This is a genomic window from Amycolatopsis sp. NPDC051045 (assembly GCF_040682955.1).
GTDB lineage: Bacteria > Actinomycetota > Actinomycetes > Mycobacteriales > Pseudonocardiaceae > Amycolatopsis.
Genome location: NZ_JBFBCC010000018.1, coordinates 21,170 through 41,472, shown reverse-complemented (window position 1 = coordinate 41,472; position 20,303 = coordinate 21,170). Strand labels below are relative to the sequence as shown.

The following is a 20,303-nucleotide window of genomic DNA, read 5'->3' as shown; positions in this document are numbered from 1 at the left end:
CTTTGTGGCAACCGTTACGTGCCGCGCGAGCGTCGGCCTGCTTTTGGCCGGATCAGTAAGAGATGCGCCGGCTGGGCGCTGGCCGCCCTCCTCCTGCTGTCCGGGTGTTCCGCCGGGAGCGGCACGGACACGCTGACGGTCCTGGGCCCGTGGACCGGCGACGAGCAGGCGGCGTTCCTGCGGGTCCTCGACGGATTCACCCGGGACACCGGGATTCCCGTGCGGTACCAGGGCACCCGCGCGCAGAACCAGGTGCTACGCGGGGACCTGCAGCAGGGCACCCCGCCCGACGTGGCGGTGCTGTCGAACCCGGCCGAGCTCGCGGGGTATGTGCGCACGGGCGAGGTGAAACCCTTGGACGCCGTCCTCGGCGCGGAGGCCACCGAGGCCTACAGCCCGCAGTGGCTGAAGCTGCAGCAGCTCGGCGGAAATGCGGTGTACGCGGTCGCGGTGAAGGCCGACCTGAAGAGCATCGTCTGGTACACCCCGGAAACCTTCACCGAACCCGTGCCCGCGACGTGGGACGAGCTCGTGGCGACTTCGCAGCGGCTGACCGCGGCCGGGCGGCGGCCGTGGTGCCTCGGCATGGGTGCCCCGCCGAACTCGGGGTTCCCCGGTACCGACTGGATCGAGGACATCCTGCTGCACCGCGCCGGGCCGCAGGTCTACAGCAGCTGGGCGGCGGGCCGGCTGCCCTGGACCGACCCGGCGATGGTCGACGCGTGGCGGAGCTGGGGCGAGCTGGTCCTGGCGCCGGGCGCGGTCCGCGGCGGCAGCACGGCGGCGCTGCTCACCTCGTTCGCCGACGCCGGCCGGGCGATGTTCGCCGACCCGCCCGGGTGCGCGCTGGAGCACCTCGGCTCGTTCGCGATCGGCGGGTACACCGCCGTTCAGCGGCCGGGCGGCCCGCCCGCACCCGACCGGGACTTCCGGTTCTTCCCGTTCCCCGGTTCCGGCGGCGCCGGGCCGTCCGAGGTTTCCGCCGACCTCGCCGGGATGTTCCGCGACACCCCCGCCGCGCGCCGGCTCATGGTCTACCTGGCCGGGGAGGACGGACAGCGGATCCGGCCCTCCGGCGGGACCACGTTCTCGGTGCACCAGCGCCTCGTCGACCAGGGCGTCTACCGCAGCGACGTGACCCGGCGGATCGCCACGACCCTCGCCAAGGGCAGCGCCCTGTGCTTCGACGCGTCGGACCTGATGCCGTCGGCGATGACCAGCGCGTTCTACCAGGCGGTGCTGGAGTACCTGGCCCATCCCGACCGGCTGTACACCCTGCTCGGGCACCTGGACCGGGTGCGCCGGGGCATCGGCCGGGAGCAGTGGCTCGACCTGCCGTGCTGAGGCGGCCCACCCGTACTGCGTAAGGAGATCAGGTGCAGGAGTTCGTGCGTTTCCCGCTGGCCGACGGCGGAACGGTGGTCGTCGAGGTCGAGGCGGAGCCGGGCCTGGAGCACGCCTCGGTGCCCTCGGGCGTATTGCGCAAGGCGACCACGACCTTCGAGCACGCCTTGGGTGAGGTCCGCGCGGCCGCGGCCGCCGCGCTGGCCCAGTTCCGCGACCTCGGCCCGGACGAGGTCGAGCTCAAGTTCGGCGTCAAGCTCGACGCCCAGGCCGGGGCCGTGATCGCGCGCACCGGGCTGCAGGGCCAGTTCGAGGTCAAGCTGAAGTGGCTGCGCGACGGGGCCTCCACCGCCGCGGACGCGGCGGAAGAGCCGGAAGGGTGAGGCGCTACGGCTTGTAGCCGACGATCCCGGCCACGCACTTGGCCGAGTCGCTCAGCGGCGTGAGCCGGGGACCGTCGGGCCACCACTCGTCGCACACCGCCATGCCCGGTTCCGCCATCGCGTTCGGCTGGACCAGTTCGAGGCCGGCCGTCATCGCTTCGATCTCCGCGCGGGTGCGGAAGCGGCCGGCGCCGAGCGGGCCCTGGACCAGGATCTGCTCGATGCGCTGGGCGATCGCGGTCAGCTCCGGCACCTCGGCGTCCGGCTCGGCGACAGCGCGTCGGACATGGCGACCTCGCAGGACTTCGACGGGTGGCGTGGGGCCACTCGGAACCGGTCGGACAGAGTAAGCCGCAGAGCGTAATAGGTCGCGTCCGCGTGGTGAAAGGAGGCCGCCCGTCAGCCGCTGGGCCGGAGCCGCTGGTCCGGGATGTCACCGGCGCGCTGCGCGCGTTCGCGGCGCAACCGGGCGAGGTGCTGCTCGATCCGGCGGTCGAGGTCCCGTGCGGCCTCGGACAGATCCGTCAGGTCGCGACGGGACGCCGGGTGCCCGATCGCCCCCGTGTCCACTTCGTCCCCTGCCCTGTCCACTACCGGCACCTCCCCGGATCGACCCCTGGCCCTCTTGGCGTTACTGCCCCATCCGGCCCAACCCAAAACAACCCCGGCCGTGCATCCGGGCACGCGGCCACCACGGAAGAAGCCCCTGGTCACAATTTTGACCACATGGTAGAAATTGAGGAGCCGTGGCGGACGGCCGCCACCGGAGCTGGAGGAGCTGGGGATGAGCGTGCCTTCCGTGCAGCTGTATTCGGTCCGCGACGCCTTCGCGGCCGATCCCGACGGAACCCTGCGGCGGCTCGCCGCCATCGGCTTCACGCAGGTCGAGCCCTACGGCGTCGTCGAAAACGCCGAAGCGCTGCGGGCCGGGCTGCCCGCCAACGGCCTGACCGCCCCGACGGCGCACGCGCGCCTGCTCGGCGCCGATCAGCACGCCGCGTTCGCCGAGGCGGCCGAACTGGGCATCGGCCTGGTCATCGACCCGCTGGTGCCGCCCGAGCAGTGGCGGGACGCGGCCGGCATCGCGGCCACGGCCGACGCGCTCAACGCCGCCGCCAAGGTCGCGGCCGAGCACGGCGTGCGCGTCGGCTACCACAACCACTGGTGGGAACTGGAAACCCGGATCGACGGCCGCAGCGCGTTCGAAGTGTTCGCCGATCAGCTCGACCCGGCGGTCGCCTTGGAGGTCGACACCTACTGGGCCACCGCGGGCGGCGAGGACGCGCCCGCCCTGCTGCGGCGGCTCGGCGACCGGGTGCGGGCCATCCACGTCAAGGACGGCGGACTGGCCACCGACGCCACCGGCCAGGTCCCGGCCGGCCAGGGCCGGATGCCGGTCGCCGAGGTGCTCGCCGCCGCGCCGGACGCGCTGCGCGTGGTCGAGTTCGACGCCTTTGATGGTGACCTCTTCGAGGCCATCGCCGCCAGCCACGCCTTCCTGACCGGCACGGGCCGGTGACCGGCGGTCCGGTCGGCGTCGGGATCATCGGCGCCGGCGTCATCAGCGGGACCTACCTGGAAAACCTCACGAGCTTCCCGGACGTCCGCGTGCTGCGGATCGCCGACCTCGACACCGGGCGTGCGGCGGCTCGCGCGGCCGAGTACGGCGTGCCGCGGTCGGGCACCGTGGCGGAACTGCTGGCCGACCCGGAAGTCGAGATCGTCGTCAACCTGACCGTCCCGGCCGCGCACGTCGACATCGGGCTCGCTGCCCTCGATGCGGGCAAGCACGTGTGGGCGGAGAAGCCCCTCGCGCTGGACCGCCAGGCCGGCCGCAAGCTCCTCGATCGCGCCCGGGAGAAGAACCTCCGCGTGGCGAGCGCCCCCGACACCGTGCTCGGTGCCGCGTTGCAGACCGCGCGGCGAGCCGTCGACGCCGGCCGGATCGGCCGTCCCCTGACCGCGTTGGCGCTGTTCCAGGTGCCGGGCCCGGAACGCTGGCACCCGGCACCGGAGTTCTACTTCCAGGCCGGCGGCGGGCCGCTGCTCGACATGGGCCCGTACTACCTGACGGCGCTGGTGCACCTGCTCGGTCCGGTCCGGCGGGTCACCGGGGCCGGCGGGCGGGGGCGCGACACCCGGGTCGTCGGGTCCGGGCCGCGCGCGGGGACGGTGTTCCCCGTGACCGTGCCGACCACGATCACCGCGCTCGTCGAGTTCGAGAGCGCCTCGGCCCAGCTGGTCATGAGCTTCGACTCGGCGCTGGTGCGGGCCGGGCTGGTCGAGCTGACCGGCACGCTCGGGACCGCCGTGCTGCCGGACCCCAACCGGTTCGACGAGCCGACCCGGCTGCACCTGCTCGGCCACGACGAGCCGGAAGAGCTGGCGCCGCAAGGGCACGCGGCTTCGCGCGGGACCGGCACGCTGGAACTGGCCAGGGCGATCCGGGCCGGGGTGCCGGAACGCGCGTCCGGCGAACTGGCCTTCCACGTGCTCGACGCGATGCTGGCCATCGAAGAGTCCATGGCCGGCGGGCACAGCGTGGAGGTCGACGGCACCGTCGACGTGCCGCCCGTGCTGCCGGCGGGCTGGGACCCGTACGCGAAGACGCTCTAAAGCGGGACGGTGAGCAGGTTCTGGAGGTAGAAGCGCAGCGAGCCGACCAGGTCGACGTCGCCGGGCACGGTCAGCCACTGCACCTGCAGGCCGTCCATCAGCGCGATGAACGTCAGCGCCGCCATCGCGGGTTCGACGCCCGCCCGCAGCTCGCCGCGGGCGGCGAGGGCTTCGAACGACTCGTGCACGCCCGCGCGCGCGGCCGCGTAGTGCCGCACGAAGTATTCGTGCGCCGGGTGGTCCGCGGCGACCGACTCGGCGGCCAGCCGGGAGTAGAGGTCGACGATCCCGGGGTGGCGGACGTTGTGCTCGGCGAGCGCGACGAAGTGGCGCAGGACCGCCAGCCCGGGCGGCACGGTCAGCTGCTCGCGGTCGGAGTCCTCGGCGTCCCGGCGTTCGAGCACGGCGGCGAGCAGGGCTTCCTTGGTGGGGAAGTAGTAGAGGAGGCCGGCGTGCGAAATCCCGACGCGCTTGGCGATCTCTCGGAGCGACGAGCCGTGGTAGCCCAGCTCGCCGTACGCCGCGGCCGCCGCCGTGATGATGTCTTCGCGGCGGATCCGGCCCTTCAGGTAGCCCCCGGTCACGGGGCGGCGGTGGTCTCGGCGGCGTGCACGGCACCATCATGCCGCAGCGGGAGTTCGCACAAGGCACGTGAGCGATCGAACAAATCCGTTGTGCGAACGCGCGTGGCTTGCCAAGATCACGGCGTGAAGAGCGCGGAACGACAACGGGTCATCGTGGAGCGGCTGCGCGACGCCGACCAGGTCGGCGTCGGCGAGCTGGCCGAAGCGACCGGCGCGTCGGAGATGACCGTCCGCCGCGACCTCGACCACCTGGCGTCCCGGGGAGTGCTGCGGCGGGTGCACGGCGGAGCGGTCGCGGCCTCGCCGTCGGGGATCGAACCCCCGTTCGCGGCCCGCGCGACGACCGCGATCGCGGCGAAGCGGGCCATCGCCGCCGCGGCGGCCGAGCTGATCCGCGACGGCGAGACGGTCGTCCTCGACAGCGGCACCACGGCGCTGGAGCTGGCGCGCCTGCTGCGGGGGCGCTCGATCACCGTGATGCCGTTGTCCCTGCACGCCGTCCGCGAACTGGCCGAGGCGCCCGGCGTCCGGCTGCTGCTGCCCGGTGGTGAACCGCGACCGGGGGAGCAGGCCCTGGTGGGGCCGCTGACGCTGGCGTCGCTGCGGGCCCTGCGGTTCGACGTCGCCGTGCTGAGTCCCTGCGCCATCGGCCTCGACTCCGGGCTCACCGCCTTCGACCTGGCCGACGCCGAGGTCAAGCGGGCGGCCCTCGACGTCGCGGCCCGGGTGATCGTGCTCGCCGACGGCGCCAAGTGGGGCCGGGCCGCGCTCGCCCACGTCTGTCCCGCCGACCGCGCCGACGTGGTGATCACCGACCCGGGAGCGCCCGAAGACCAGCGCGCGGCGCTGACCGAACGCGGCGTGCTCGTGCACGTCGCCGTCCCCACCCCCACGGAGAGCCGATGACGACCGTTCCGTCCCGCCCGCGCGCCGCCCGGTTCGCGACCTTCATGTTCTTCGGCCTCAACGGGTTCGCGATGGGCATGTGGGTCGTGCACATCCCGAACATCGAGCGCGCGACGGGCATCTCGCACAGCACGCTGGGCGCCCTGTTGCTGGTGCTCGGCGGCGCCGCGTTCGCCGGCATGCAGGTGGCCGGCCCGCTCGTCGACCGGCTCGGGCACCGCCGGCTGGTGCCGGCCGCCGGGGTGCTGCTCGGGCTCGCGGTGTGCGGGCCGGGGTTCGCGGACTCGTGGTGGACGCTGGGCTTGACGTTGATCGGCTTCGGCTTCGGCAACGGGGCGATCGACGTCGGGATGAACTCCCACGCGGTCGTCGTGGAACGGGCCTACCCGCGCCCGATCATGGCGGCCTTCCACGCGATGTGGTCGATCGGCGGTGCGATCGCCGCGGTCATCGGCGCGGCGACGCTCGGGGCGGGCGTGCCCACCGGGGTGACGCTCACCGGCACCGGCCTGCTGTGCGTGCTGCTTTCCGTGGTGTCGGCACGGTTCTTGATGGAGCCGGCCGCTGTGCCGTCCCCTGATGTGCCTTCCGCCGCCGAGCCGGCGCCGGTGGCGGGCCGCCGGACCCCGGGCCGCCTGGTTTGGCTGCTCGGCCTGCTGGCCCTGGCGCTGATGCTGTCGGAGGGCGTGGCGAACGACTGGGCCGCGCTGCACATGGAAAAGGTGCTCGGCACATCGGCGTCGACGGCGGCGCTGGCGTACGGCGCGTTCGCGGTGGCGATGACGACCGGCCGGTTCCTGACCGACCGCGTCGCGGCTTGGGCGGGCCCGGCGGCGATCGTCCGTTATGGCGCGGTGCTGGCGGCGGTGGGCCTGACGACCGCCGCGGCGGCCCCGTGGGTGCCGGTGTCCCTGGTGGGCTGGGCGCTGTTCGGCCTGGGCCTCTCGGGCGGCGTCCCGCAGCTGTTCACCGCGGCGGGCAACCTGGACACCCGGGCGTCGGGCACGCTGATGGCCCGGGTGGTCGGCCTCGGGTACGTCGGCTTGCTGGCGGGTCCGGCGCTCATCGGCGGGCTGACCCGGTGGATGCCGCTGAACGTCACCTTCGCGGTGCCGGTGGTGCTGTGCCTGCTGGCGGCGGTGTTCGCCGGGGTGCTGACCCCGAAGCCGGAACCGGTGGAGCAGCCCGTCGGTTCCTGACCGGCGGCCGGGATCGCCTTCGCGGGGCCACGCCGCGCGGCCGAGGATCCCGCACAGCGCCCGGAACGCGAGCGGCCGGCTCCTCGCCCCGCCGCCGGTTCATCCCGGACCCAGTCCCGACAGCGGCGGAAGGACCGGCGGGCTGCCGAGGGGCGGCAGCAGGACGCCCGGGCAGTGAGCCCCGAACACACCGAGGCCGGGATCACCGGTTGGCTGGCCAAGCAGGGCATCGAGGATTGCCCCCCCCGATCCGCACGGCACAGGGCGGGTGGCGGGTCGTCTTGCCGGCCAAGTGCTTCCAGCCGGAGGGACCCGTGCCGCTGGCCAAGATGGGATCTTTCGCCGTGCTGGGAACCGATCTGGTGCACATCTGGTGCGTGGACCGGAGCGCACGCGTACGAGCCTTCCTGGAGCGGCTCGACGCCTACGTCGGCCGCAGCGTGCGCGGTGACGCGGACCAGGTGAGGAGCCGGGTGGCGCGCATCGTCCACCAGTTCAGCCTCGGTGACCTCGGCTTCGCCGAAATCCGGGCACTGGCCGTCGAGGCCGGGCTCGGCCGGCTGGCGGACCGGCTCGGTCAGCTCCCGGACGGCGCCTGACACGGTGTCAGCGTCAACGGCCCGGAAAGGGTTTCCCCGAGCCGCCGGTGCGGGTAGCCCCAAGGTGATCGCCGTCCGAATCGCGGGCGGCGCAGCGTGGCGGAGGAGACCGATGTCGACCGCACCCCCGGTGTCGCCCGACCCGATCCAGCCCGACCCCGTCGTCCCCGGTCCGGTTCCGCCCGGGCCGGGGCCTGGCCAGCCGGTCCCGGAACCCGGGGTGCCCGTGCCGGACCCCCTGCCGCCGGAGCCGAAACCCGGTCCGGACCGCGAGTAATTATGAGTCTCCGATCATATGGGTTTCATATGATCTCGTGTACGGTCGGGTCATGACGACAGCGCAGAACTACCGCCGGATGGTCAACGCCGGCAACAAGATCGTCGTGCGGCTGCAGCGGCTCGGCATCGCCTTCGGGCCGATGCAGCTGCTCACCGTGCCCGGCCGGCGCACCGGCGTCCCGCGCACGTTTCCCATCGCGGTCATCCCCATCGAGGGGGACCGCTACATCTTCCAGGCCTACCCGAAGGCGGCCTGGGTGGCGAACGTGCGAGCCGCGGGCGAGGTGACGCTCACCCGCGGACGGCGTTCGGCGGTCACGCGGCTGGCCGAGCTGCCGGTGGAGCAGCGGCGGCCCCTCCTGCGCCGGCTGGTCGAGACGAGCCCGCCGAGCGTGGGAAGGCGGTTCGTGACGACCGGCCTGGCGGAAGCGCCGACGCCGGAAGCCGTCGCAGCGGCCGCGGAGCGCATCGCGGTCTTCCGCGTCGAACCGGCCTGAGTCGGCGGCGGGGCCGGGCGCGCGCCCGGCCCCCGGCCGGAGTCAGGCCTTGAGCTCCTTGCGATCGTCGGCGCCGATCTCGATGCGCCGCGGCTTCGCCTTCTCGACGATCGGGATGCGGACGGTCAGCACCCCGGCGTCGTAGCTCGCGGTGATGTGCTCGGTGTCCAGGGTGTCGCCGAGGAACAGCTGGCGGGAGAACACGCCGAGCCGCCGCTCGGAGACGTGCATCCGGACGTCGTCACCGGTCGGCAGGGGCCGTCGTTCGGCCTTGACGGTGAGGACGTTGCGCTCGACGTCCAGCTCGACGGCGGCGGGATCGACGCCGGGGAGGTCGAAGCAGACCACGAACTCGTCGCCGGCGCGGTAGGCGTCCATCGGCATCGCGGCCGGCTTCGACCAGGTGCCGGCGCCGAAGACCTGCTGGGCGAGCCGGTCGAAGTCGCGGAACGGGTCGGTGCGCATCAACATCGGGATCCACCTCCTGGAACTTGCCGAACTCTGGTGTCAACACGCGATGCTGTTCTAGCATGTCGTCAAAACGATGACAAGATGTGGGTCGTCGAAAGGATGACGTGATGGACGGAAGCGATCCCACCGGCGCCCTGCGCCGGATCCAGGAGGTGGTCACCGCCGCCCGGGCCGGGGCGGCGGACCAGGACCAGGTGCTGACCGCGTTGGCCGGCCTGCGCCTCCTGCGGGAGGAGGTCGCGAGCTGGGAACCGGAGCTGATCACCGCGGCCAGGGCGGCCGGCGCCAGCTGGGTGGCGCTCGCGCCCGCACTGGGCGTCGCGAGCCGCCAGGCCGCGGAACGGCGCTACCTGCGGCTGCAGCCGTCACACACCGGCGAGAAGACCGGCGAGGCGCGGGTCGACGCGGAACGCGACCGGCGGGCGGGCGACCGGGCCGTCGCCGACTGGGCCCGCCGCAACTCCGCCATCCTGCGCCGGCTCGCCGGCCAGGTCAGCGCGCTCGACGGGCTCGGCCCCGCCGCGCAGGCCAGTGCCGACCGCCTCGGCGCGGCGCTCGGCGACGACGACCCGGCGACGCTGCTCCCGCCGCTGGCCGCCGCCCAGCGGCACCTGACCGGCGCGCACGCCGGGCTGGCCGAGCAGCTCGGCGAGATCTCGGCCCACACCGACCAGCTCCGCCGCGACGCCGCCGGCAACCGCCGATCCCGAGACTGAGTGGTCGACGGGCTGGGCGGGTTTGCCCGGCCGATCGCCGGGCACCCGCCGCGGGAGCGACGGAAGGACGGTGCCGCCATGACCGCCGAACCCCCGGATCCGGACCCCCGCCGGACCCCGGACCTGGAAGCCGGGGGCGGGGTGCCGCCGGGCAGCACGCCGCCCGACTCCGCCCAGACCTCGGGGCTGTCGCACCCGCAGCCGATGCCGTCGAAGGCGATGCCGGTGCTGTGGCTGATCCTCACCGGCGTACTCGTGCTGATGGTGGCCGCGTTGGTCATCGCGCTGGCCGTCGGCTGGCTGAGTGTCTGAGTTCGCCCGGGAGCGGGTACTCGCCCGTGCATGGACGAGACCCCTGACCGGACCGAAACCCGGGCCGAACTGCTGCCCGAAGAGCAGGCCGTGGACAGCGCGGACCCCCAGGGCCAGGCCCGCGAGGTCCTGCGCGACTCCGACCGCCGGACCGAACACCCGGAAGCGACCCTGGGCCGCCGCCGTCCGGAAGACACCGTCGAGTCAGATACGGTCTAGTCGCCGCCGCGGAAGTTCTCCTGCGCGGCCGGATGACCCGGCTGCGCTTTCGCGTCTTCGTCTTCCAGAGGGCCGTCAGGCTCGTCGCGGCGGGGCGGTTCACCGACCGGATTTCCGCTCGAGTCCACTTCGCCGGTCTCGTCGTGGGGCTGTGACATCGTTCCTCCTCGGGTGCCGGTCCTTCGCGGCTACCCGGCCGACACGGACGTCAACCGCTCCTCGGTGCGCGCCTCGCCGCGCAGCAGCAGCATCGCGGCCAAGCCGAGCGCGGCCACGACGGCGAAGAAGTAGAAGCCCCACGGGTAGGCGACCCCGGCGGTGACCAGCGCCCCGGTGACGAACGGGCCGAGGATGGAGCCCAGCCGCCCGACCGCCGACGTGAGCCCGAGCGCGGTGCCCCGGGCCTGCGCCGGGAACGCGTGCGCGACGTAGCCGTAGATCAGCACCTGCGCGGAGAACACGAACACGCCGGTCAGCAGCACGACCGTGTTGAGCAGGAACGCGTTGCCCATCTTCAGGCTCAGGACCGCGAGCAGGACCGCGCCGGCGCCGAACCAGATCCGCGCGATCGGCCGGATGCCGAAGCGGTCGGCGATCGTGCCGGCCAGCAGCAGTCCGAGTACCGCGCCGATGTTGAGCACCAGCAGCAGCGTGATCGACGTCGAAATCGGGTAGCCCGCCGTCCGCATCAGCTGCGGCAGCCAGGTGTTGAGCCCGTAGACCAGCAGCAGCCCCATGAACGAACCGGTCCACACGGCGATGCTGATCCGCCGGAACCGGGGGCCGAGCAGGTCGCGGATGCCCACGCGCTCGGCCGTTTCGCGAGCCGCGAGGTAGGCCGCGGACTCCGGCAGCTTCCACCACATCAGCGGCACGGCCAGCAGGCCGGCGATCCCGCCGCCGTAGAACAGCAGGTGCCAGTCCTCCTTGGCGTACAGCGCGAGGATCGACGTGAGCACCGCACCGACGTGGTAGCCGGTCATGGTGAACGTGCTCGCGCTGGCGCGCCGCCGGGCGGGCAGGTTCTCCGACATCACGGTGAGCGCCACCGGCATGCACGCGCCGAGGCCGAGCCCGGCGGCGAACCGGAACACCCCGAACGTCGTGACGTTCGGCGCGAGCGGCGTCAGCAGGGTGAACAGCGAGAACAGCAGGACCGAGCCGATGAGCATCACCCGGCGGCCGAACCGGTCGGTGAGCGGGCCGAGGCAGGCGGCGCCGACGGCCACGCCGACCAGCGAGACCGTGGCGACCGCGGTCGCGCCGGCCGCGGTGAAGCCGAGGTGGCCGCTCTTCAGCAGGGTCGGGATGGTGGCGCCGAGCGCGACCAGGTCGTAGCCCTCGAGCAGGACGGTCAGCCAGCAGAGGACCGCCGTCCACCCTGCACGGGCGGGAGACGTCGTCATTGTCGTGCTCCTCGAATCAGGAATCAGAAGGGGTAGCTCGCGATGTCCGCGCGGACGGTCAGCCACTGCGTCTCGGTGAAGGCTTCGATGTTGGCCTTCGCCCCGCCGAACCGGGAGCCGTTGCCGGAGTCGCCGACGCCGCCGAAGGGGGCGGTCGGCTCGTCGCCGACGGTCTGCTCGTTGATGTGCACCTTGCCCGAACGGACCTCGTCGGCCAGCGTCATCGCGGTGCCGACGTCACCGAGGATGCCGACCGACAGCCCGTACTCGGAGGCGTTGACCAGCCGCGCGGCCTCGTCGAGGTCGCGGTAGGCGCGCACCGGCGCGACCGGGCCGAAGATCTCCTCGCGCCAGGCCGGGCTCGCGTCGTCCAGTCCGAAGAGGACCGTCGGCGGGTAGAACGGCGCGTCGGGCTTCCCGCCCGCCAGCACCCGCGCGCCCGCCGCGACACTGCGGTCGACGACGTCGGTGACGTGCGCGAGCTGGCGGTCGTCGATGATCGGGCCGAGCGCGACGTCGCCGGCCGCCGGGTTCCCGACCGGCAGCCGCCGCGCCTTCTCGGCGAGGGCTTCGACGTATTCGTCCACCTGGGACTCGTGGACGAGGTGGCGGCCGGTGGTCATGCAGATCTGGCCCTGGTGGAGGAACGAGCCGAACGCGCCGGCGGAGGCCGCCTTGGCGACGTCGGCGCCCGGCAGCACGACGAGCGCGTTGTTCCCGCCGAGCTCCAGGTGCACGCGCTTGAGCGAGCGCGCGGCGGCTTCGCCGACCTTCCGCCCGGCGGCGGTCGAGCCGGTGAACGACACCACCGACACCTCCGGCGCGTCGACCACCGCGGCGCCGACGGCGGCGTCCCCGGGCAGCAGGTGCAGCAGCCCCTCGGGCAGCCCGGCCTCTTCGAAGACGCGCACGATGCTCACCCCGCCGGACACCGCGGTGCGCAGGTCGGGCTTGAGCAGCACGGCGTTGCCGAGTGCGAGCGCGGGGGCGACCGAGCGGATCGCCAGGATGAGCGGGAAGTTGAACGGCGAGATCACCGAAACCACGCCGGCCGGCACCCGCCGCGCCAGCGACCAGCGGGGCTCACCGGTGCTCAGCACCTCACCGAGGGGGTGGGTGGGCAGGGCCGCGGCTTCGAAGCAGATCCCGGCCGCCATCCCGGTCTCGATCCCGGCCTTGGGCCGCGTCGAGCCGGCTTCGCGGACGATCCAGTCCTGCACCTCGGCGGCGTGCGCTTCCCACAGCTCGCCGGCGCGACGCAGCACCGCGGCGCGTTCGGCGGGCTTGCGCCGGGCCCAGTCTCGCTGAGCCTCGGCCGCTGTCGCGGCGGCTTTCGCGACGTCGCCCGGCGTGGCGATGCCCACGCTGCCCAGGATTTCCCCGGTGGCCGGTTCGACGACCGGGTGGGTTCCGCCGGTACCGCGGACGAAGTCGTCGTCGAGCAGGGTCATGATCACTCCGGTGTGGTCGGTTCGGTGTCGACCTGGAGCAGCCGCGGGCCGTCCGGGGTCGTCTTGAGCTGGGCGTACAGGTCGTCTTCGTCGGTGACGGCGGTGGCTTCGACGCCGTACCCGGCGGCGATGGCCGTGAAGTCGAGTCCGGGGATCTCCGTACCGGGCACGTCCGGCGTCCCGAGCAGCTCGCCGAACCACTGCAGGGCGCCGTAGACGCCGTTGCGCAGGATCACGAAGGTGACCGGCACGCGGTAGTGCGCGGCCGTCCACAACGCCGTGATGCCGTAGTTGGCCGAGCCGTCGCCGATGACGCCGACGACCGGGCGGTCCGGGCTGCCCATGGCCACGCCGACGGCGGCGGGCAGGCCGAACCCGAGCCCGCCGGCGGCCGGGAAGAAGTACGAGCCCGCGCGGCGCAGGTCCATCTGCCGCCACCAGGCCGAGTTCGTCGACGTCGATTCGACGACGTAGCGGGTGTCGCCGGTCTGGGCGTCGCGCAGGGCGGCGAACACCTGCTCCGGGTGCAGCGCTTTCCCGCCGGTCTTGGGTTCCGGGCACCCGACGTAGCCGCTCTCCGACGGGCGGGCAGGCACCTTTTCCAGCAGCGCCTCGATCACCGGTGCCGGGTCGGCGACCAGGGCTTCGCCCATCGGTGCCCGGGCCGCCGCGCCGAAGTCGTCGGTCACCTGGATCAGCCGGGTGCCTTCGGGCAGGAACCGGCCGGGCACGTGCTGGTGGTAGCGGAAGACCGGCGCGCCGAGCACCAGCACGAGGTCGTGCCCGGTCAGGGCGGCCGACACCGGCGCGATGCCGGCGGGCAGCACGCCGCGGAAGAGCGGGTGCCGGTTGGGGAAGGGCAGCCGGTGCGGCGACGGCGCCACCCAGGTCGGCAGGCCGAGGTGCTCGGCCAGGGCGACGGCCCGGTCGAAGAGCCCGGTGGCGTCGAGGTCACCGCCGAGGACCAGCGCCGGGTTCTTCGCCGTGGCGACGCTCGTGGCGAGGGCGTCGAGCTGGCCTTCGCTCGGGGTGAGCCCTCGTTGGACGTTCCGGTCCAGCGTCGCGGCGGCGGTGTCGTCCAGCTCCGCGGTCCAGTCGTCGTAGGGCACCGAGAGGTAGGTCGGACGCCGGTGCAGCTCGGCTTCGAACACCGCCTGCGCGAGGGAGCGCGGGACGTCCTGGGCGCAGCTCGGCTCGCCGGACCAGCCGACCAGCGGCCGCATCAGCTGGGTGGCGTCGACGTTGGCGAGCATCGCCTCCAGCCCGATCGCCGTCCGGACCTGCTGGCCCGCGGTGAGCACCAGGGGAGAGCGCGAGTAGACGGCGTTGGTGAGCGCCCCCATCGCGTTGCCGGAGCCGGCGGCGGCGTGCAGGTTGACCAGCACCGGGCGGCCGGTCGCCTGGGCGTAGCCGTCGGCCATCCCGACGACGGCGCCTTCGTGCAGCCCGAGGACGTAGCGGAAGTTCTCCGGGAGCTCGGCGAGGAACGGCAGCTCGTTGGAACCGGGGTTCCCGAAGATCGTGGTCAGGCCACGGCGGTCCAGGAACTCGTGGGCGAGCCGGCGGGCGGTCGGCATGGGGAAGGTCCTCCTCGAAGTTGGCCCGACCCTATGGAGCCCCGCCGCTGTGTTCCAATAGATGTCGGCTCGGTGGTTCATAGATGGGATCGATGATGCCGGACTTCGACCTGAACCTCGTGCGCACGTTCGTGCTGCTCTACGAGACCCGCAGCGTGACGGCCACGGCCGAATCCCTGCACGTCACCCAGCCGACGATCAGCTACAGCCTGCAGAAGCTGCGGCGCCGGTTCTCCGACGAACTGTTCCGCCGCACCGGCGGCGGCCTGGTGCCCACGACGACCGCCCGCGCGCTCTACGAACCCCTGCACAGCGCGCTGTCGGAGATCGAGACGGCGGTGAGCGGGGCGAAGTCGTTCTCGCCTTCGACGGCTCGGACGGCGTTCACGCTGTGCCTGTCCGACCTGGGGGAGATCTCGCTGCTGCCGCGCCTGATGGCGGCGCTGCCCGCGGTCGCTCCCGGCGTGACGCTCACCGTCCGGCCGTTGGACGTCGACCGCGCGGCCGACCAGCTCGGCCGCGGCGAGATCGACGCGTTCATCGCGTCCACGCTGATCAGCTCCCAGCGGGTGGCGCGGGTCCCGCTGTTTTCCGAGGGCTACCTCGGCATGGTGGCGCTCGACCACCCGCGGCTGCGTCCCCCGGTCTCGTTCGACGAGCTGGCGGCGGAGCGCCACGTGACGGTGTTCGGCCCGACCGGCCACGACGGCCCGCGCCGCGCGCTGGAGGCGGGTGGCCTGCTCGACCGCGTGGTGCTCGAGGTGACCCGGTTCGCGGCGCTGCCGTACCTGGTGCAGGACGGCGAGCTGGTGGCGATGGTCCCGCGGCTGGTGGCGCGGATGTTCGCGGGCGAGCACCGGGTCCGGCTGTTCGAGCTGCCCCTCGAGGTCGAGCCGGCCCAGGTGTCGGTGTACACGCGCCACACCCACGCCCGCAGCCCGGCCCAGCACTGGCTGGTGGGGTTCATGCGCGAGGTGCTCGGTTAGCGGGCGTCGCAGCGGACGCCGTTGAGGGTGAACCCACCGGGCGCGGGGTTGCCGCGGTCGAAGGCGCCGTTGAAGCCGATGTCGACGGTGGCGCCCGGGGCGAGGGTCAGGTTGTAGGAAACCGCTTTCATGGTGACCCGCGAGCCGCTCTGGCTGTAGTCGCCGTTCCAGCTGTGGGTGACCCGCTGCCCGGCGGTGAAGGTCCAGGTGACGGTCCAGGGCGAAAGCGTCCCGCTGCCGGTGTTGGTGACGGCGACGCCCGCGGTGAACCCGTTGTTCCACTGGTCGGTGACGGCGTAGCGGACGCTGCACGAAGCGGTCGGCACGGGCGGCGGGGGAGCCGGCTGGGCGCGAGTGGTGCTCCCGGGCGCGGACGAGGTCGGCGAGGCGGAGGTCGAGGTCTGCCGCAGCACTGTGGGCACCGGAGCGGCGCTCGTCGCCGAGGTGCCGGCCACGGTCCGCGGAGTGGTCGTCGCGGGCGCGAGCGGATCGGCCGCCAAGGCGGCCTGCCGCCCGGGCGCGCTTTCGGAGGTGACGGCGATGACGACCAGGCTGCCGATGACCACGACGGCACCGGCCGTCGCGGAAGCCCACCGGATCCGCCGTCCGGCCCGCTGCTGGGCCGCCGCGGCCTCGCGGGCCCGCTGCTCGAGCCGTTCCCGGTACCCCTCACCGGTGTCGTCCTCGCGGACCCGCACGCTCGGCGACGTGTCGTCGAGCGACCGCGGCGTCGCCCCGGTCTCGCGGAGCAGCTCGGCGACAGAGATCTCCTCGTCCCGCCGATGGTCGGCACGCGCCATACCCGAAAACCTCCAGTTGTGCGGCCCGACCGGCGAATCCTAGGAATCCCGGGCGGTCTTGTAAATGGTGTGCACGCCGCGTGCACCCGGCGTGCACGACACGCTGATGCCGCGGCGGTTTCCTGGGTTGGTGGCCGGGACACCCGGCCCGGACCCAGGAGGTTTTTCGATGACCGACAAGAAGCTCATCGCCGTCGTCGGCGCCACCGGCCAGCAGGGTGGCGGGCTGGCCCGCGCCATCCTCGACGACCCGGAGCAGCGGTTCGCGCTGCGCGCCCTCACCCGGAACCCGGACTCCGAGGCGGCGCGGGCGCTGGCCGCACGCGGCGCCGAGGTCGTGTCCGCCGACCTCGACGACGAGGCGAGCCTGACGAAGGCGCTCGAAGGCGCGTACGGCGCCTACTTCGTCACCGCGTTCTGGCAGTACAACTCCGTGGAGCGCGAGCACCAGCAGGCACGCGCGATGGCCGGGGCCGCGAAGGCCACCCGGCTCGCGCACGTGATCTGGTCGACGCTGCCCGACACCCGGCTGCACCTGCCGCTCGACGACGACCGCGTCCCGACGCTGCACGGGCGGTACAAGGTGCCGCACTTCGACGGCAAGGCCGAGGCGGAGGCGTTCTTCGTCGAGGCCGGCGTGCCGGCGACGTTCCTGTCCACGACGTTCTACTTCGAGTCCTTCGTGGACTTCTTCCGGCCGGCCCGCGGCGACGACGGTGTCCTCGCGTTGCACCTGCCGATGGCCGACCGGCGGCTGCCGGGCATCGCGGCCGAGGACATCGGACGGACGGCGTTCGGCATCTTCACCCGTGGCCCCGAGCTCGTGGGCGAGACGATCAGCATCTCCGGCGAGAACCCGACCGGCGAGGAGTACGCGGCGGCGTTCGCGAAGGAACTCGGCTCCGACGTCGTCTACCGGCCGATGAGCGTCGAAGACGTGCGCGGGCTGCCGGTGCCCGGCGCGGACGACCTCGCGAACATGTTCGTCTACTACGCCGAGCACGAAAGCGTGTTCGCCGGCGCGCGCGACCCCGAGGCCGTGCGGAAGCTGAACCCGCGGCTGCAGGACTTCGCCACCTGGCTCGCCGCGCACCGCGACGCCTTCAAGGGGCTTTGATGCAGTTCGGGATCTTCGGGGTCGGGGACATCTCGCCCGACCCCGTGACGGGGCGGGCGCCGACCGAGCACCAGCGGATCAAGCGGATGGTCGAGACCGCCGTCCGGGCCGAGGAAGCCGGCCTCGACGTCTACGCGACGGGGGAGCACCACAACCCGCCGTTCGTGCCGTCGTCGCCGACCACGCTGCTGGGGTTCGTCGCGGCGCGCACGAGCCGGATCACCCTGTCGACGTCGACGACGCTGATCACCACGAACGACCCGGTGAAGCTCGCCGAGGACTACGCGATGCTGCAGCACCTGGCGGACGGGCGGCTCGACCTGATGCTGGGCCGCGGCAACACCGGGCCGGTGTACCCGTGGTTCGGCAAGGACATCCGCGACGGCATCGCGCTGGCGGTGGAGAACTACGCGCTGCTGCGGCGGCTGTGGCGCGAGGACGTCGTCGACTGGTCCGGCAAGTTCCGCACGCCGCTGCAGGGGTTCACGTCGACGCCGCGGCCCCTGGACGGGGTGCCGCCGTTCGTCTGGCACGGGTCGATCCGCAGCCCGCAGATCGCCGAGCAGGCCGCCTACTACGGCGACGGGTTCTTCCACAACAACATCTTCTGGCCACCCGAGCACACCCGGCGGATGATCGCGTTGTACCGCGAGCGGTTCGAGCACCACGGCCACGGGCCGGCCGACCGGGCGATCGTCGGCCTCGGCGGCCAGGTGTTCATGCGGCGCCGGTCCCAGGACGCGATCGCCGAGTTCCGGCCGTACTTCGACCACTCGCCGATCTACGGCCACGGGCCGTCCCTCGAGGAGACGATGGCCCAGACGCCCCTGGCCGTCGGCAGCCCCCAGCAGGTCATTGACCGCACGATGCGGTTCCGCGAGGACTTCGGCGACTACCAGCGCCAGCTGTTCAACGTGGACGGCATGGGCCTGCCGCACGCGGCGGCGCTGGACCAGATCGACCTGCTGGGCGTCGAGGTGGTCCCGGTCCTGCGGAAGGAGTTCGAACGCCTGCGCTCACCGGGCGTCCCGGACGATCCTCCCCACCACCCGGCGGAATAGCCGTCCGTCGCCGCGGGTTGCGCTGTGCGTGACCGATGCGATGCGGTTCGAGGTGCTGGGCCCGGTTCGAGCGTGGCGCGGCGACGTCGAGATCGAGCTGGGCCCGCCTCAACAGCGGGCGGCTTTGGCGGTGCTGCTCCTGCAGGAGGGCACGCCGCTGTCCCCGGCCCAGCTGGTCTCGGCGCTGTGGGGCGGCGCCGAACCGCGCGCCGCGGTCGGGATGGTCCGCTCGTACGTGTCCCGCCTGCGGCACGCGGGTGTGGCGATCGAGTCCGCCGGCGGCGGCTACGCGATCCGGACGTCGGCGCTGGACGCCACGGAGTTCGAGCACTTGCTGGCTTCGGCCCGCACGGCTCCTGATCCCGCGTCCGTGCTGCGCACGGCGCTGCGCCTGTGGCACGGCACGCCGCTGGCCGGGCTGAACGGCTTCGAAGCCGAACGCGTCCGCTTGGCTCAGCTGCGCGTGACGGCCCGCGAAGACCTCGCGGCGGCCGACATCGCGGCGGGCCGGCCCGGGGAAGCGGCGGCGGAGCTGGCGGACCTGATCGCGGAGGAGCCGTTGCGGGAGCGCCCGCGCGAGCTGCAGATGCTGGCGCTGTACCGCTCCGGTCGCCAGGCCGAGGCCCTGGAGGTGTTCGCACGCACGCAGCGCCTGCTCGAGTCCGAGCTCGGCCTGTACCCGGGTCCGGAGCTGCGGGAGATGCAACGGCGGATCCTGGCCGCGGACCCTGCACTGGCGCCGGCCGCGGCGTCCCACCCTTCCCAGCTGCCACCCGAGCTTCCGGAGTTCGTCGGCCGCACCTCGGAGACCGCGGCGCTCATCGCCGCGCTGACACCGTCGTCGGCGTCGGTCCCGGTGATCGGCATCGAGGGCTTGGCGGCGATCGGCAAGACGGCACTGGCGGTCCACGTCGGCCACGCCGTGGCCCCGGACTTCCCGGACGGCCGGCTGTTCCTGGACCTGTCGGCGTCGACGGAACCGCTGGCCGAGCTGCTGCGCGGCATCGGCGTCACGAACCCACCGGCGTCACCCAGCGAGCGCGCGTCACTCTGGCGAACCCGCACGACGGGCCACCGCGTGTTGGTGGTCCTCGACAACGCCCGCGACGCGGATGAAGTCCGCCCCCTGCTCCCGGGCGCAGCTGGCCCGGCGGTGATCATCACGGCCCGCCAGCGGCTGTACGGCCTGGCCCACGCACACTGGACCAAACTGGGCGGCTTGTCCCTGCCGGAGTCGTTGGCGCTGCTGGAGCACCTGATCGGTCCGGACCGCATCCACCGCGAGCCGTCCGAAGCCGAGGCACTGGCCTCGCGAACGGCGGGCTTCCCCCAGGTGCTGCAGGCGGTGGGAGCCCGCTTGGCCGCCCGCCCGGACTGGACGATGGCCGCGGCATCGCACCGCATGAGCCGCCCGGGCCCAGGAGCCCCGGCAACACCCCCGGAGTGCTGGGCAATCGAGAAGCCGTACGAGTCAGCGGTGGCCGACCTGTCCCCGGCCCAGGCGAGGGCATTCACCCTGCTGTCGGCCACACCCAACTTCTCCCTGGCGGCGGCGTCACAGGTCTTGGGCCTGACAGTGGGCGACACGGCGGTGCTGTTGGAGTCCCTGGCGGACGCCCACCTCCTCAACCCCCTCGGCGCGGACCGCTACCGGTACCAGGAGCCGCTGCGCATGTTCGCCCGGAGCAGGGTCGAAGCCGCTGAATCGATGCAGGGGGTGTGAAACTTGCCGATCATGCCAGACATGGGGAGGCAGTGGATCCGGACCCCCCTGAACGAG

General features: G+C 73.0%; 24 protein-coding genes. 15 read left to right on the top strand and 9 right to left on the bottom strand.

Annotated elements, in window-relative coordinates; translation table 11 throughout:
* The first annotated feature begins 18 nt into the window (after positions 1–18).
* Together AB0M80_RS33515 and AB0M80_RS33510 are read left to right on the top strand one after the other, a co-directional pair.
* Positions 19–1,344 carry an extracellular solute-binding protein gene (locus tag AB0M80_RS33515; RefSeq protein WP_364572964.1) on the top strand — a complete coding sequence of 442 codons (1,326 nt, stop codon included), beginning with the start codon at positions 19–21 and terminating at the stop codon, positions 1,342–1,344.
* Positions 1,345–1,376: 32 nt separating this feature from the next.
* Entirely contained in the window at positions 1,377–1,727 is a 351-nt protein-coding gene (locus tag AB0M80_RS33510; RefSeq protein WP_364572962.1) for a CU044_2847 family protein, read from the top strand.
* Positions 1,728–1,731: 4 nt separating this feature from the next.
* Here AB0M80_RS33510 and AB0M80_RS33505 read toward each other — a convergent pair whose 3' ends face one another.
* Both AB0M80_RS33505 and AB0M80_RS33500 read right to left on the bottom strand, forming a co-directional pair.
* Positions 1,732–1,980, bottom strand: coding sequence for a hypothetical protein (locus AB0M80_RS33505; RefSeq protein WP_364572960.1), 249 nt, complete (start codon positions 1,978–1,980; stop codon positions 1,732–1,734).
* A 146-nt stretch (positions 1,981–2,126) separates the two neighbouring features.
* Entirely contained in the window at positions 2,127–2,318 is a 192-nt protein-coding gene (locus AB0M80_RS33500) for a hypothetical protein (protein ID WP_364572958.1), read from the bottom strand.
* A gap of 193 nt (positions 2,319–2,511) precedes the next feature.
* Here AB0M80_RS33500 and AB0M80_RS33495 point away from each other — a divergent pair, with 193 nt between their 5' ends.
* A complete protein-coding gene (locus AB0M80_RS33495) occupies positions 2,512–3,246 on the top strand; it encodes a TIM barrel protein (RefSeq protein ID WP_364572956.1) in 735 nt (244 codons plus the stop codon).
* Positions 3,243–4,343 (top strand): Gfo/Idh/MocA family oxidoreductase, encoded by a 1,101-nt coding sequence (locus AB0M80_RS33490; protein WP_364572954.1) that lies wholly within the window; start codon positions 3,243–3,245, stop codon positions 4,341–4,343. Before AB0M80_RS33495 ends, AB0M80_RS33490 begins: the two co-directional genes overlap by 4 nt.
* Here the strand turns inward: AB0M80_RS33490 and AB0M80_RS33485 are convergent.
* A complete protein-coding gene (locus AB0M80_RS33485) occupies positions 4,340–4,927 on the bottom strand; it encodes a TetR/AcrR family transcriptional regulator (RefSeq protein ID WP_364572952.1) in 588 nt (195 codons plus the stop codon). The two genes, AB0M80_RS33490 and AB0M80_RS33485, sit on opposite strands and share 4 nt — an antisense overlap.
* Positions 4,928–5,050: 123 nt before the next feature.
* Between AB0M80_RS33485 and AB0M80_RS33480 the strand changes: the two genes are divergently transcribed.
* The 4 genes from AB0M80_RS33480 (at position 5,051) to AB0M80_RS33465 (ending at position 8,407) form a co-directional block, all read left to right on the top strand.
* The gene (locus tag AB0M80_RS33480; protein WP_364572950.1) at positions 5,051–5,833 is read left to right on the top strand and encodes a DeoR/GlpR family DNA-binding transcription regulator; all 783 of its coding nucleotides are present in this window, start codon (positions 5,051–5,053) and stop codon (positions 5,831–5,833) included.
* Positions 5,830–7,032 (top strand): MFS transporter, encoded by a 1,203-nt coding sequence (locus tag AB0M80_RS33475; RefSeq protein WP_364572948.1) that lies wholly within the window; start codon positions 5,830–5,832, stop codon positions 7,030–7,032. The genes AB0M80_RS33480 and AB0M80_RS33475 overlap by 4 nt, the downstream gene beginning before the upstream one ends.
* Positions 7,033–7,361: 329 nt before the next feature.
* The gene (locus AB0M80_RS33470; RefSeq protein ID WP_364572947.1) at positions 7,362–7,631 is read left to right on the top strand and encodes a hypothetical protein; all 270 of its coding nucleotides are present in this window, start codon (positions 7,362–7,364) and stop codon (positions 7,629–7,631) included.
* Between the two features lie 329 nt (positions 7,632–7,960).
* Entirely contained in the window at positions 7,961–8,407 is a 447-nt protein-coding gene (locus tag AB0M80_RS33465) for a nitroreductase/quinone reductase family protein (protein ID WP_364572945.1), read from the top strand.
* A 42-nt stretch (positions 8,408–8,449) separates the two neighbouring features.
* Here AB0M80_RS33465 and AB0M80_RS33460 read toward each other — a convergent pair whose 3' ends face one another.
* Positions 8,450–8,878, bottom strand: a complete 429-nt coding sequence (locus tag AB0M80_RS33460; RefSeq protein ID WP_364572943.1) for an Hsp20/alpha crystallin family protein — start codon at positions 8,876–8,878, stop codon at positions 8,450–8,452.
* 107 nt (positions 8,879–8,985) lie between these two features.
* On the opposite strand from AB0M80_RS33460, the gene AB0M80_RS33455 reads away from it, so the two are divergent.
* The 3 genes from AB0M80_RS33455 to AB0M80_RS33445 all read left to right on the top strand — a co-directional run bounded on the left by AB0M80_RS33455 (position 8,986) and on the right by AB0M80_RS33445 (position 10,125).
* Positions 8,986–9,594 (top strand): HSP18 transcriptional regulator, encoded by a 609-nt coding sequence (locus AB0M80_RS33455; protein ID WP_364572941.1) that lies wholly within the window; start codon positions 8,986–8,988, stop codon positions 9,592–9,594.
* 78 nt (positions 9,595–9,672) lie between these two features.
* Entirely contained in the window at positions 9,673–9,906 is a 234-nt protein-coding gene (locus AB0M80_RS33450) for a DUF6480 family protein (RefSeq protein WP_364572939.1), read from the top strand.
* Positions 9,907–9,936: 30 nt separating this feature from the next.
* Positions 9,937–10,125: a hypothetical protein gene (locus AB0M80_RS33445; RefSeq protein ID WP_364572937.1), complete on the top strand. Its 189-nt coding sequence runs from the start codon at positions 9,937–9,939 to the stop codon at positions 10,123–10,125.
* Here the strand turns inward: AB0M80_RS33445 and AB0M80_RS33440 are convergent.
* From AB0M80_RS33440 to mdlC, 4 genes are read right to left on the bottom strand one after another with little or no spacing between them, the layout of a single operon-like run.
* Positions 10,122–10,283 (bottom strand): hypothetical protein, encoded by a 162-nt coding sequence (locus tag AB0M80_RS33440; RefSeq protein WP_364572935.1) that lies wholly within the window; start codon positions 10,281–10,283, stop codon positions 10,122–10,124. The two genes, AB0M80_RS33445 and AB0M80_RS33440, sit on opposite strands and share 4 nt — an antisense overlap.
* Positions 10,284–10,313: 30 nt before the next feature.
* Positions 10,314–11,531, bottom strand: coding sequence for an aromatic acid/H+ symport family MFS transporter (locus AB0M80_RS33435; RefSeq protein WP_364572933.1), 1,218 nt, complete (start codon positions 11,529–11,531; stop codon positions 10,314–10,316).
* A gap of 23 nt (positions 11,532–11,554) precedes the next feature.
* Positions 11,555–12,982: a benzaldehyde dehydrogenase gene (locus AB0M80_RS33430; RefSeq protein ID WP_364572931.1), complete on the bottom strand. Its 1,428-nt coding sequence runs from the start codon at positions 12,980–12,982 to the stop codon at positions 11,555–11,557.
* A gap of 2 nt (positions 12,983–12,984) precedes the next feature.
* Positions 12,985–14,559 carry a benzoylformate decarboxylase gene (gene mdlC, locus AB0M80_RS33425; RefSeq protein ID WP_364572929.1) on the bottom strand — a complete coding sequence of 525 codons (1,575 nt, stop codon included), beginning with the start codon at positions 14,557–14,559 and terminating at the stop codon, positions 12,985–12,987.
* Positions 14,560–14,642: 83 nt separating this feature from the next.
* On the opposite strand from mdlC, the gene AB0M80_RS33420 reads away from it, so the two are divergent.
* Positions 14,643–15,545: a LysR family transcriptional regulator gene (locus AB0M80_RS33420; protein WP_364572927.1), complete on the top strand. Its 903-nt coding sequence runs from the start codon at positions 14,643–14,645 to the stop codon at positions 15,543–15,545.
* Here AB0M80_RS33420 and AB0M80_RS33415 read toward each other — a convergent pair.
* Positions 15,542–16,345 carry a cellulose-binding domain-containing protein gene (locus AB0M80_RS33415; protein WP_364572925.1) on the bottom strand — a complete coding sequence of 268 codons (804 nt, stop codon included), beginning with the start codon at positions 16,343–16,345 and terminating at the stop codon, positions 15,542–15,544. The genes AB0M80_RS33420 and AB0M80_RS33415 overlap by 4 nt on opposite strands.
* Before the next feature lie 169 nt (positions 16,346–16,514).
* Between AB0M80_RS33415 and AB0M80_RS33410 the strand changes: the two genes are divergently transcribed.
* Genes AB0M80_RS33410 through AB0M80_RS33400 form a run of 3 tightly spaced genes read left to right on the top strand, consistent with a single transcriptional unit; the run spans position 16,515 to position 20,246 of the window.
* On the top strand, positions 16,515–17,462 hold the full coding sequence (locus AB0M80_RS33410) for an NmrA/HSCARG family protein (RefSeq protein WP_364572923.1): 948 nt from the start codon (positions 16,515–16,517) through the stop codon (positions 17,460–17,462).
* Complete coding sequence (locus tag AB0M80_RS33405; RefSeq protein WP_364572921.1) at positions 17,462–18,523, top strand: CE1758 family FMN-dependent luciferase-like monooxygenase; 1,062 nt, start codon at positions 17,462–17,464, stop codon at positions 18,521–18,523. Before AB0M80_RS33410 ends, AB0M80_RS33405 begins: the two co-directional genes overlap by 1 nt.
* Positions 18,524–18,551: 28 nt before the next feature.
* Positions 18,552–20,246 carry an AfsR/SARP family transcriptional regulator gene (locus AB0M80_RS33400; protein WP_364572919.1) on the top strand — a complete coding sequence of 565 codons (1,695 nt, stop codon included), beginning with the start codon at positions 18,552–18,554 and terminating at the stop codon, positions 20,244–20,246.
* Positions 20,247–20,303 lie beyond the last annotated feature (57 nt).